The sequence below is a fragment of the Frankia sp. Cppng1_Ct_nod genome (assembly GCF_920656135.1).
Taxonomy (GTDB): domain Bacteria; phylum Actinomycetota; class Actinomycetes; order Frankiales; family Frankiaceae; genus Protofrankia; species Protofrankia meridionalis.
Window position 1 is genome coordinate 1 of sequence record NZ_CAKKTK010000102.1, and the last position, 13869, is coordinate 13869.

The window sequence follows — 13869 nt, forward strand, 5'->3', positions numbered from 1 at the left end:
TCGCCGTAGGCCTTGCAACGGCCATCCGGCGACAACCCACGCTGCCGACTGAATTCGAAGAACAACGTAGGGGTGGCCATCAGGGCCGCGCCGCACGCCAGCGCCAGCGAACACTCCCCGGCCAGCAGGGCACGGGTGGCCAGGTGCACCGCGACCAGCGACGACGAACACGCCGTATCCACCGTCAACGCCGGCCCTTCAAACCCGAACGAATACGCGATACGACCGGAGATCACGCTCGCCGAGCCGCCAGTAAGCAGGTATCCCTCGTAATCGGCCCGAGACCGCGCGATCAGTTCGGCATAGTCCTGCCCGTTGGCTCCGACATAGACACCGGTCCGACTGCCCCGCAGCAAGCGCGGATCGATCCCGGCCCGCTCCAACGCCTCCCACGACGTCTCCAGCAACAACCGCTGCTGGGGGTCCAGCCCTAGTGCCTCACGCGGCGAAATACCGAAGAAGCCGGCGTCGAAGAGGTCGACCCCTTGGATGAATCCGCCGTGGCGGGTGTACGAGGTGCCGACGCGGGCCGGATCGGGGTCGTAGAGGCTGTCCAGGTCCCAGCCACGGTTGGTGGGGAACTCGCTGATGGCGTCCGCGCCGGAGGCAACCAGGTCCCACAGCTCCTCCGGTGACGCCACCCCACCGGGGAAACGGCAGGCCATCCCCACGATCGCGATCGGATCGTCCGCAAGGACCGCCGCCGGCGCCGACGCCACCGGACGATCAACATCGACCCAGGCAGGGTCGACGGCGCCCAGCAGCTCGGCCAGTAGGTGCGCGCTGACGGCGGCCGGCGTCGGATAGTCGAACGTCAACGTGGCCGGCAGTCGCAGGCCGACCTCGGCGCCAAGCCGGTTACGCAGCTCGACGGCGGTCAGCGAGTCGAACCCCATGTCCTTGAAGGCCAGCCCCGGGTCGATCGCATCGGGCGAGCCGTGGCCCAGCACCTCCGCGACCTGGGCGCGCACGACGGCCATGATGGCGTTCTCCCGCTCCCGCTCGGGCATCCGCACCAACCGCCGACGCAAGGCGTCGACGCTGCCCTCGCCGTCGCCGGCGTCAGCCTGGACGGTCCGGCGTGCGGACGGCACGCGGACGAGGCTGCGCAGGATCGCCGGCACCGCGGTCCGGTCGCGGCGTTCCCCGAGCGCCAGCCGGGCCGGGACGACCCTCGAAGTGCCCAGGCGCATGGCGGCATCGAACAGGGCCAGGCCGTCATCCTCCGACAACGGGACGACGCCCGCCCTGGCCGCGCGCCGGCGGTCGGCGTCACCCAACGCTGCGGTCATGCCGTCCGCCTGCTCCCAGAAACCCCAGGCCATAGACGTGGCCGGCAGGCCGGCCGCGACGCGGTAGGATGCCAGCGCGTCCAGGTAGGCGTTGGCAGCGGCGTAGCTGGCCTGGCCTGCGGACCCGAAGGTCGCCGCCACGGACGAGAACAGGACGAAGGCGGTCACCCGCACCCCGGTGTCCCTGCTCAGAGCGGTCGTGAGCTCGTGCAGGTTCCACGCCGCCGTCGTCTTGGGACGCAGGACCGTGTCGATCCGGTCTGGTGTCAGGGCGTCCAGGACCCCGTCGTCGAGAACACCGGCCGCGTGCACCACCGCAAGCGACCGGTCGGCCGCCACCGGCAGGGTCGCCAGCAGATTCGCCAGCGCCGCCCGGTCAGCGGCGTCGCACGCCTCGACGCGAACCGCCGCGCCCAGCGCGACCAGGTCGTCGCGGAGCCGCTCGGCGCCCGGGACGGCCATCCCGCGCCGGCTGAGCAGCACCAGATCGCGTACCCCGTGCTCGGTCGCCAGATGGCGCGCGATCCGCCCGCCCAGAGCACCAGTGCCGCCCGTGATGATGACCGTTCCGGCGGCGGACAACGGGCTTGTCACCTCGCCGCCGCCGGCGGACGCTCCCGGGCGCGCCAGCCGCGGCACGAGCACGGCATCGCCCCGGATCGCCGCCCTGGGTTCGTCCGAGGCGAGCAGCCGGGTCAGCGCGGCGCCGTCGAGCGCCCCGGCGTCGAGGTCGACCAGGACGATCCGTCCGGGATGCTCGGCCTGGGCGGAAGCCAGCAGGCCCCAGGCGGCGGCGTGCGGCAGGTCAGTCAGATCGTCGTCACCTTCGGCCGGCACGGCGCCCCGGGTCAGCACGACCAGCCGGGAGTCGGCGAACAGGTCATCCGTCGTCCAGGCCCGCGCCAGGTCGAGCGCGGCGACAACTGCCTCACGGGCATCGGACGGCCCCACGTCGCCGCTCGGAGGCAGTGGCGCCACAACCACGTCGGGAACGCCGCTGCGGGCATCGTCGGATCGGACCACCGCGTCGTGGGCGGCGACCAGATCCGGGTAGCAGGCGGCGCCCAGGGCGTCCGCCACGGCCGGGGCGGAGGGGCCGGACCCGAGCACGGCCCAGCCCCCCGCCGGCGTCGCCGCATCGGTCAGCTCGGCCCGCACCCAGTCGACCTGGAACAACGCGTCGCGCACCGGATCATTCGCGGCGCGCAGCTGCTCGGGCGACACCGGCCGCAACACCAGCGAGTCGATCGTGGCGACCGGCCGACCGGCATGGTCGGCGACGTCGATGGACACCCGCTCCGCGCCCGTGCGGGACAGCCGCGCCCGGACCGCCGACGCGCCCGACGCGTACAGACGGATGCCGCTGAACGCGAACGGGAGGCGGGGCTGGTCGTCTTCGAGCAGCTCGGTGATGCCGATGGCGTGCAGCACCGCATCGAGCAACGCCGGGTGCAGGCCGAACGCCTCCGCCTCCGCCCGCCGCGAGGCGGGCATCGTAACCTCGACGAAGACGTCGTCGCCGGAGCGCCACGCGGCGCGAAGGTTCTGGAACGCGGGGCCGTAGGAGTGATCGGCCTGGGCCAGCCGCGCGTAGCCTCCGTCGACGTCCACCTCGGCGGCGCCCGGAGGCGGCCAGCCAACCAGTTCCCTGCCGCCGGCGCCCCCTGCGGCGGGCGACGCGGGCGCGAGCACACCGTCGACGTGCTGGGACCACGCTCCCTCGGCGTACTCGGCGCCATCACCGGCGTCGGCCGTCTGGATGCGGGAGTAGACGCCGAAGGATCGGCGACCGTCTCGGCCGGACGCGCCGACGACGATCTGGACGTCCACCCCGCCCCGCTCAGGCAGCGTCAGCGGCGCCCGCAGGGTCAGCTCGTCGACAGCCGGCGACCCGACCTCGGCCGCGGCGTACGTCGCCAACTCGACGAACGCGGTACCCGGCAGCAGGACCGTGCCGAGGATCACATGGTCGGCCAGCCATGGCTGGGCGGCCCGCGACAGGCGGCCGGTCAGCACCAGCTCATCGCGGTCGGCGATCCGCACGGCGGCGCGCAGCAGCGGGTGCCGGGCGACGCCGAGGCCCGCGGAGGCGACGTCGACCGCGCCGGATGCGGGCTCCAGCCAGTACCGGTCCCGCGCGAACGCGTAGGTCGGCAGGTCGACCCGCCGCCCGCCCACCAGCAGAGGCCCAAGATCGGCCTTGACGCCGCGCGCGACCAGCCCGCCGAACGCGCTGACGGCGGCGACCGGCTCGGGTCGACCGGCGCGCAGCGCGGGGATCGCCGCGACCTGGTCCGGCCGCTCGACGCAGTCAGCCACCATTGCGGACACGACGGCATCCGGGCCGACCTCGAGGAACGTCGTCACGCCCTCGGCCTCCAGCGTCCGCGCGCCGGCGGCGAACCGGACCGGTTCCCGCGCATGCGACACCCAGTACTCGGGATCGCTGATCCGCGCAGGGTCGGCGACCTGCCCGGTCACGTTCGAGACGATCGGTATGCGCGGCGCGCGGAACGTGACCGTCGCCAGCGTCTCGCGGAACGCGTCCAGCATCGGTTCCATCAACGCCGAGTGGAAAGCGTGGCTGACGGCGAGACGCTTGGTGGCCCGGCCCATCGCCGCGAACCGCGCCATCACGTCGAGTACGGCATCACGATCACCGGAGAGGACCACCGACGTCGGACCGTTGATCGCGCCGATTCCGACCGGCGAGCCTGCGCCGCGCTCCGCCAGCGCTTCGGCGACCTCGGCCTCACTCGCCTCGACGGCGGCCATGACGCCGCCCGCGGGAAGCTCGCTCATGAGTTGTCCGCGCCGCAGGACGACCCGGGCGGCGTCCTGGAGCGACCAGAGTCCGGCGACGTGGGCGGCGGCCAACTCGCCGATCGAATGACCCGCGACGAAGTCGGGTGTCACTCCCCAGAACTCCATCAGGCGGTACAACGCGACCTCGATCGCGAACAGGGCCGGCTGCGCCGACGCGGTGTCATCCAGCGCGCCTGCGGGGCCGGTGAACATCCGGTCCCGCAGGGACCCGGCCGCAGCGGCCCCGTTCACCAGGGGATCGTCCATTTGCGGATCGAACGCCGCGCACACCTCGTCCAACGTGCGGGCGAACACCGGGAAGGCCGCGGCCAGCTCCCGGCCCATGCCCACGCGCTGCGAACCCTGACCGGTGAACAGCACGGCCAACCGGCCCGGCGCCGCCCGCCCTCGTCCAGCGGACCGTTCGCCACGCGCGACCGCGGCGAGTCCGGCCACCAGCTCCTCCCGATGTTTCCCGACGACGACCGCGCGATGCTCGAACAGAGTCCGGGTGAACGCCAGTGACCAGCCCACATCCAGCGCGCAGGGCGCATCCACCCGGTCGAGCCAGCTCGCCAGCCGCGCGGCCTGCGCCGCCAGGCCCGCCTCGGACCTGGCTGACACCACCCAGGGCACGACGTGGTGGTCGGCGACCGGGTCCGCCACGACCTCGACCGGCGCGTCGCTCGGCGCCTGCGCCGATGACGCCTCGGGCTCGGGTGCCTCCTCCAGGATCACGTGCGCGTTGGTCCCGCTGATCCCGAAGGACGACACCCCGGCCCGGCGGGCCCGGCCGTCCAGCCGGGGCCAGGGACGCTCGGCGGTCAACAGTTCCACGGCGCCGGACCTCCACTCGATGCGGGGGTTCGGCTCGTCGACGTGCAGGGTGCGCGGGAGTACTCCGGCCCGCAGCGCCATCACGGTCTTGATCACTCCACCGACGCCGGCGGCAGCCTGGGCGTGCCCGATGTTCGACTTCAGCGATCCCAGCCACAGCGGGCGTTCGGGCGCGCGGCCCTGGCCGTAGCTGGCCAATAACGCCTCGGCCTCGATCGAGTCGCCGAGCGGGGTGCCGGTCCCATGGGCCTCCACGGCGTCGATGTCGGCGGCGGCCAAGCCGGCGTCGGCGAGGGCGTCGCCGATCACTCGTTGCTGCGAGGGACCGTTCGGCGCGGTGAACCCGTTCGACGCCCCGTCCTGGTTGATCGCGCTACCCGTCACGACGGCGAGCACAGGATGGCCGTTGCGGCGCGCGTCCGACAGCCGCTCCAACAGGAGAATCCCGGCTCCCTCACCCCAGCCGGCGCCGTCGGCCGAGGCCGAGAACGACTTCGACCGGCCGTCAGCGGCAAGTCCGCGTTGCCGGCTGAACTCGATGAACGGTCCAGGGGTGGCCATCACGGTCACCCCACCCGCCAGCGCAAGCGAGCACTCCCCCGCTCGCAGCGCGCGCGTCGCCAGGTGCAGTGCCACCAGCGACGACGAACAGGCCGCGTCGACGGTGACCGCGGGGCCCACCAGGCCCAGGGTGTAGGCAATGCGGCCGGAGGCGACACTGCCGGCGCTGCCGTGCAGCAGGTAGCCCTCGAAGCCGGCGGGGACGGGCCGCAGCCGGGAGCCGTAGTCGTTGTACATCAGCCCGGCGTAGACCCCGACCGGCTGCTCCGCGACGGACCGCGGCAGGATCCCGGCGCGTTCGAAGGCCTCCCACGAGATTTCCAGCAGCAAGCGTTGTTGCACGTCGACGGCGAGCGCTTCGCGCGGGCTCATCCCGAAGAACGCCGGGTCGAACTCGTCGGCCTCAAGCAGGAACCCACCCTCGCGGACGTAGCTTTTACCCGGGCGGTCCGGGTCGGGGTCGTAGAGATCCTCGTCCCAGCCGCGGGTGCGCGGGAAGGGAGTCACCGCGTCCTCGCCGGCTCTCACCAGCCGCAACAGATCCTCGGGGGACCGCACGCCGCCGGGATAGCGGCAGGCCATGCCGACGATCGCGATCGGTTCCCGACCACGGCGCTGGAGCTCCCGAAGGGCTTCGCGGGTCTGGTAGAGATCCGCCGTCACCCTCTTCAGGTAGGAAAGGGTCTTCTGGTCGTCCGCCATCTGCGCGCCTCTCATGCGTTTCTCGGCCGCGGGTCAGTCCAGATCGATGCCGAATTCCTTGCCGACGAACTCGAACAGCTCCTCAGGTGAGGAGGCTTCGAGCTGTTCGCGGACACCGCCATCGTCGGGGGCGTCGGAGCCGTTCGCGTCCCACCGGGCCAGCAGCTGCCGCAGCCGGGCCCCGGCCTGGTCCCGCTCGCCCGCATCGATGGCGCCCGCCGCCATCGCCGCCTCGAGCTGGTCGATCCTCGCCAACACCGAGACGTCCACGCCGCCGCCCGGGCCGGCCTGCGATCCGGCCGTCGACGCGGCGGCTGACTCGACCAGCCGGCCGCGAAGGTAGGTCGCCAGCGCCCGAGGTGTCGGGTAGTCGAAAACCAACGTCGCCGGCAGCCGGCGTCCGGTCGCCGCGTTGAGCCGGTTACGCAGGTCGACCGCGGTCAGCGAGTCGAAGCCAAGGTCGCTGAAGGCGCGTTCGTCGTCGACCGCGGACCGATCGACGCTGCCCAGCACGGTAGCGACGTTCACGCGGACCAGGTCGAGCAGGAGGCTGAGCTGCTCGACCTCGCTCATGGCCGCCAGCCGAGCCGGTAGGTCCGGGTCGGCGGCAGCCGCCGCGGCGACTGCCGCCCGCCGTCTGCGGATGTCGACGAGGCCGCGCAGGACAGCAGGCAGCGCGTCACCCTGTGCCCGGAGCCGACGCAGATGCAACCGCATCGGCAGCAGCCACGGCTCGGCCAGGTCCGCAGCCAGAGCCTCGTCGAACAGGGCCAGCGCCTCGTCCGTGCCGAGGGCCGCCATTCCCGCGCGGGCCATCCGCTCGAAGTCGGCCTCGCCGAGACGCCCGGTTATCCCGGTCGCCTGTCCCCACAGGCCCCACGACAACGTCACCGCGGGAAGACCGGACGCTCGCCGGTACACCGCAAGCGCGTCGAGGAACGCGTTGGCGGCGGCGTAGTTGCCCTGGCCCGCCCCACCGAGCACGGCCGCGGCCGACGAGAACGACACGAATGCCGCCAGGTTGTCCCGCCGCGTCAGCTCGTGGAGGTGCCAGGCCGCGTCGACCTTGGGTTTCAGCACGTCGCTCACTCGCTCGCCGGTCAGCGACGTGATCACGCCATCGTCGGACAGGCCGGCCGCGTGCACGACGGCGGTCAGCGGGCGCCCGGCGGGCACCGCGGCAAGCATGGCCGCCACCGCCTCCCGGTCGGCCATGTCGCAGGCTACGACGTCCGCCTGGGCGCCCAAGCCGGCCAGCTCGTCGACGAGGTCGGCCACACCCGGGGCATCGGGCCCACGGCGGCTGGTGAGCAGCAGGTGGCGTACCCGCCACCGCCGAACCAGGTGGCGTGCGAGCAGGCCGCCGAGGACGCCGGTCCCGCCGGTGATCAGCACAGTCCCGTCCGGGTCCAGGCTGGGCGGCTCGCTCCCCTCGTGCCCGTCATCGGCGGGCACCCGTTCCAGTCGGGGGACGAGCGGCGCGCCGTCGCGAACCGCTACCTGTGGCTCGCCGAGGCCGACGACCGCCGGCAGCGCGCGCCACGACTCATCCGCACCGTCGAGATCCACAAGAACGAACCGATCCGTGTTCTCGGTCTGGGCGGACCGAAGCAGGCCGAGCGCCGAGATCGGCGCCAGGTCCTGGGGCGAACCGGGTTGTTCGACACCGGCCCGAGTCGCGACGACAAGCCGCGACGCTTCGAAGCGCTGGTCGGCCAGCCACCGCTGGGCGATGTCCAGTACCTGCCGGGCCGTGGCATGCGTGTCCGCGACGACGTCGCCGGTCAACGGCGGGTCGAAAGGGATGACGACGACAGGCGGAACGGGCGCGCCGCCGTCGACGGCCGCCGTGAGCGCCTGCAGGCTCGGGACGGTCTGGACGCCGCCGAGGGATGCCACGCCGTCCCCGATCATCACCCAGGAACTCGTGTCCGCGGGGCCAGGATCAGTCGACGCAGTTGACGCAGTCGCCGGGAGCGAAGCCCACGCGGAGGGTGTGACCCAGCGGATCCGGTACAGCCCCTCCGGACGTGCCGGGCGCCGAGCCTCGTTCGGCAGGTTGTCGGGCGCCGGTCGCCAGGCGAGCGAGTCGACGGTTGCGACCGGCGCCCCCGCGCTGTCCGCGGCGACGACGGACACCGCGCTGTCTCCCGCCGGACGGAAGCGGACCCGCAGATGAGCCGCTCCGGACGCGTGCATGCTGACCCCCGACCAGGAGAACGGCAGCACCGGCCGCGCCCGGGCTTCACCGCCCTCGTCGGCGAGGTTCGGACCGGTGAGGCCGCGGATCCTGAGCAGCATGCCGTGCAGCGCCGCGTCGAGCAGGGCGGGGTGGGCGATGAAGGAGTCCGCCGCAGCCGCCGGCTCGTCGGGCAGGGCCACCTCGACGAAGACCTCGTCGTCAAGTGTCCACAGCCGCCGCAGACCCTGGAAGGACGGACCGTAGCCATAGCCGCTCTCCTCGAGCAGGTCGTAGGCGTCGGCCACGTCGACCTCGGCGGCGCCGGCCGGCGGCCACTCCTTCAGGCCTTCCGGCGCCGGCCCGGCGGTCGGGACGAGCGCGCCGGTCGCGTGCCGCGTCCAGGGTTCGGATGGTTCGTCGGTCTCGCTGGATACGGCCTCGCTCGAGACGGCAGTGTCCACGCGGGAGTAGACGGCGAACTCGCGGCGGCCCGACAGGTCAGGTCCGCCCACGACCACCTGCACCCGCACGCCGCCGTCGTGGGGGACGACCAGGGGCGCCGCCAACGTCAGCTCCTCGACCCGCGCGGCGCCGACTTGGTCACCGGCCACGACGGCGAACTCGACGAAAGCCGTGCCCGGCAGGATCGCCGTCTCGTCGACCGCGTGGTCGGCCAGCCACGGATGCGCCCGCCTGGACAGGGTGGCGGTCAGGACGATGCCGTCGCCGTCCGCCAGGTCGACGACGGCGGGCAGCAGGGGATGGCCGGTCGCTCGCAAACCGGCCGAGCCGACGTCCGCGACCGCCGGCGCCGTCTGCCGGAACCGGTAGGGCTGGCGGGCGAACGCGTAGGTCGGCAACGGCACGGTCCGCGCGCCCGTGCCCGCGAACAGGTTCCGCCAGGCGACCGGCACGCCCCGCACGTGAAGCTCGGCGACGTTGCGCAGGAACTGCTCCATGCCGCCGTCGTCGCGCCGCAGCGACCATGCCGTCGCCGCTGGGGTACCGACGTCCTCGATGGTCTCCCGAACCCCCGGGACGACGACCGGGTGGGGGCTGACCTCGACGAACATCGTGTGCCCGTCGGCCAACAGCGCGCGGACGGCCTCGTCGAGCCGGACGGTCTGGCGCAGGTTGCGGTACCAGTACTCCGCGTCGAGGGTGGTGGTGTCGATCAAACCACCGGTCACGGTGGAGTACATCGGGACGGAGCCGGCCTTCGGCGTCACCGGGGACAGCGTGTCGAGGAGCTCTGACCGGATCAGTTCGACGTGCGCCGAGTGCGAGGCGTAGTCGACGGGGATGCGGCGGGACCTCACCCCCGCCCCGGTCAGTTCGGCGATCATCGCGTCCAAGGCGGCGTCGCCCCCGGACACCACCGTCGAGGCCGGTCCGTTCACCGCCGCGACCGCCAGGTCCGACCCCCAGTCGGCCAACCGCCCGCCGATCTGGGCGGCCGGTAGCGGGACTGACGCCATCCCTGCACCGCCGGCCAGTGTGAGCAGGGTCTTACTGCGCAGCGCCACCACCCGGGCGGCGTCGTCGAGCGACAACCCGCCCGCGACACAGGCGGCGGCGATCTCGCCCTGCGAGTGCCCGATCACGGCCGCCGGCCGCACGCCGAACGACCGCCACAGCCGCGCCAGCGACACCATCACCGCGAACAGCAGCGGCTGGACGACGTCCACCCGTTCGACGTCGGCGCCGGTGCCGGTGCCGCGCAGCGCGTCAAGCAGCGACCAGCCGGTCAGCGGGTCGAGCGCCCGCGCGCAGTCGGCCATCGACTCGGCGAACACGGGCGAGCCGTCGGCGAGGGCAAGCGCCATCCCCGGCCACTGGGCGCCCTGCCCTGGGAACACGAACACCACCCGGGGCGGGGACGCCGCGGCCACCCCGGTCACCACCTGCGGGGACGGCTCCCCGGCCGCGAGCGCGGCCAGACCGGAGGCCAGCTCGTCCGGGCCGCCGAGCACCACCGCACGGTGGGTGAAGGTGGATCGCGACGACACGAGCGACCAGGCCACATCCAACGCGGCCGGGGAGCCGTCCCCGCGGCTGTCACCGACCTCGTCCTCGACGAGATGCGCCAGAAGGCGCCGCGCCTGGCCGGCGAGCGCCGCGTCGGTACGTGCCGACAGGACCCAGGGAACGATGTTCGCCGTGGACACCGAAACCGGCTCGGGTCGCGGCGCACTCTCCTGTGCCCGGGCTGGGGCCTCCTCCTGAGCCTCCTCCTGAGCCTCCTCGAGGATGACGTGCGCGTTGGTGCCGCTCGCGCCGAACGACGAGATGGCGGCGCGGCGCGGACGGCCGTCGCTGTCCCACGGCCGTGCCTCGGCGAGCAGGCTGACCGTTCCCGCCGACCAGTCGACGCGCGGGGTCGGTTCGTCCACGTGCAACGTGGCCGGCATGGTGGCGTGCCGCATCGCCATGACCATCTTGACCACACCGCCGACACCGGCGGCAGCTTGGGAGTGCCCGATGTTGGACTTCAGCGACCCGAGCCACAGCGGCCGGTCCGCCGGCCGGTCCTTGCCGTAGGTCGCGAGCAGCGCGGACGCCTCGATCGGATCTCCGAGGGCAGTGCCGGTGCCGTGTGCCTCGACCACGTCCACGTCCGCCGCGCCCAGCCCGGCGGCAGCGAGCGCCTGACGGATGACCTTCCGTTGAGAGGTGCCGTTCGGGGCGGTCAGGCCGTTGGAAGCGCCGTCCTGGTTGACCGCGCTGGCCCGAACGACCGCGAGCACCCGATGTCCGTTGCGCCTCGCGTCGGACAGCCGCTCGACCAGCAGCATCCCCACGCCTTCGGCCCAGCCGGTCCCGTCCGCGCCCGCGGCGAACGCCCTGCAACGGCCGTCGGTGGACAGCCCCCGCAGCCGGCTGAACTCGATGAAGGCGCTCGGCGTGGTCATCACGACCACGCCGCCGACGAGCGCCATGTCGCACTCGCCGGCCCGCAGCGCCCGGGCGCCGAGATGCAGAGCCACCAGGGACGACGAACAGGCGGTGTCGATGGTGACGGCCGGCCCCTCGAACCCGAAGGTGTACGACAGGCGGCCCGACATCACGCTGGCCGCGTTGCCCGTCATGAGGTAGCCGTCGAAGTCCTCGGGGCGGCCCGGCAACAGGTCCGGGTAGTCCTGCCCGCTGGAACCGACGAAGACGCCGGTGCGGCTGCCGCGCAGCGCCGTCGGGTCGATGCCGGCGTGCTCGATGGCCTCCCAGGACGTTTCAAGCAGAAGCCGCTGCTGCGGATCCATCGAGGCGGCCTCCCGGGGGGAGATGTCGAAGAAATCCGCGTCGAACGCGAACACGTCCGCGAGGAAGCCCCCTCGGCGCGTGTAGCTCTTGCCCGGGGCGGCCGGGTCCGGGTCGTACAGCTCGTCGAGATCCCAGTCCCGGTCGGCGGGGAACTCGCTGGTCGCGTCGGTCCCGGACGCGACCAGACGCCACAGGTCGTCGGGTGACACGACCCCGCCGGGGTACCTGCAGGCCATGCCGACGACCGCGACCGGTTCGTCGACCGCCGCGGGGACAGCCCTCGCGCCGTCGCCCGCGGCGCCGCTTTCGGCGCCGTCCCCAATGTCGTCGGCCGCCCCGGTCGCGGTCTCGACGAGGCGGGTCGCGAGCGCGACCGGCGTCGGGTGGTCGAAGACGAGGGTTGGCGACAACGTCAGACCGGTCGCGGCCGTCAGGCGGTTGCGGATCTCGACCGCGGCCACCGAGTCGAAGCCGGCGTCCCGGAAGGTACGGTCGTCCCGCACGGCGGCGGCCGAGTCGTGCCCGAGGACGATCGCGACCTGCTCGCGTACCAGGTCGAGGGCCATCGCGATCCGCTCGTCGCCGTCCAGTTCCCAGAGCCGCGCCGCCCAGGCGCCGCCGGCCACGGGCAGCGATCCCGCGGTCGGGCGGTCGGTTCGCGCGTCGGGCAGGTCGGCGAGCACAGGGCGCGAGCGCGCCGCGGTATACGTCGGGACGAAACGTGGCCACTCGATGTCGGCGATGACCGAGAATGGCGCCCCACCGGCGACCGCCCGGCGCAGGCCGGCGAGTCCGAGGTCCGGATCAAGGCGGTTGATGCCCGGACCGTGGGTGGCGGCCTCGTCCCACGGCCCCCAGGCGATCGCGGTCGCCGCTAGGCCGCGTCCGTGCCGACGGGCAGCGAGGCTCGCCAGGTGGGCGTCCGCCATCGCCTGAGCGCTCTGGCCCAGCGAGCCGAGCACGCCCACAAGGGAGGAAAACAACACGAACGCCGTGGCCGGGCTGTCGATCAGCTCGTCGAGGTGGGAAGCTCCGCGCAGCACCGCCGTGAACGCGGTGTCGATGCCCGCGGCGTCGTTGCTCGCACCGTCGACGCCGACGAGGTGGATGACGGCGTCGAGCTGGTGCCCGTCCGCGGTGAGTCGGCGAACGACGTCGGCGAGGGCCGGCCGATCGGTTACATCACAGGCCAGCGCGGTCGCCCGCACAGCGACCCCGGCGAGCTCGTCGATGAGCGCGCCCGCGCCTGGGGCGTCAGGACCTCGGCGGCTGACGAGAGTGATCTCTTCGGCGCCGTTGGCGGCGGCCCACCGGGCCACCCGCATACCCAGCTCATCGGCGAAGCCGGTTATCAGCACGCTGCCGCTCGGCCTCCATCCGACGCCCGAAGCGCCGCCCGCCGCCGGGTCATCGGCCGGGGCCCGAACCAGCCGGCGAGCGAAGGCGGTCGGCTCGCGGACGGCCACCTCCTCCTCGCCGCCGGTCAGCGCGCGGACCAGCCGCCCGGCGACCGCCTCGGACGGTGCCTCCGGAACGTCGATCAGCCCGCCCCAGACGCCGGGCCGTTCCAGAGCCTGGACCCGGCCGAAGCCCCAGAGCATCGACTGATCCGGGCGTGGGGACCCTTGGGCGGGATCATCCGGATACGTGGGGTCTGCGGGCGCGCCTCCTGTCGTCACACACCAGATCGGCGCGTCGATCTCCGCGACGTCGATCGCGTCGACCAAGGTCATGGTTTCGGCGACCGCCGACGGAAGGCTCGTCATGCCGGCGGCGATCCCCGACGGCCGCAGCGCCAGGAGCGAGACGATCGCGACCGTCGGTTCCTCGCTGACGGCGGCCCGCAGGTCCCCGGCGACAGTGTCGGGATGTAGCTCCAGCCGACGCACTCGCGCGCCGTGGGCTCGCAGCGCCGTGTCGACGGCATCCAGCCAGGGATCGGACGTCATTCCGCCCGACACAACAAGGATCACCCGGCCGTCCAGGGCCGAGCGGGCGACGTCGGGGATCGGGCACCAGACAACCTGGTAGCGCCAGCCGTCCAGCGCCGCGTCCTCGTCGCGCCGGCGGCGCCATGACCCGAGCGTCGTCAGAGTCGTCTCGACCGCGTCCGCGTCGCCCACGCAGAGCTCGGCGGCCAGCCGCTCGGCATCGTTCGCCCGCACTGCCTGCCACAGGCCGGCCTCGGCGGAGTCGACGGGGGCTGAGCGGCCGCGGGGCTCGTCGGAC

Annotated in this window: 2 protein-coding genes; both read right to left on the minus strand. The window is 73.2% G+C overall.

Features of this window, described 5'->3' with window-relative positions; translation table 11 throughout:
- On the minus strand, window positions 1–6212 hold a 6212-nt coding region (locus NBW77_RS20210; protein WP_284346962.1), incomplete at its 3' end, for a type I polyketide synthase.
- 18 nt (window positions 6213–6230) lie between these two features.
- Window positions 6231–13817 carry a type I polyketide synthase gene (locus NBW77_RS20215; RefSeq protein WP_284346963.1) on the minus strand — a complete coding sequence of 2529 codons (7587 nt, stop codon included), beginning with the start codon at window positions 13815–13817 and terminating at the stop codon, window positions 6231–6233.
- Between the last annotated feature and the right edge of the window lie 52 nt (window positions 13818–13869).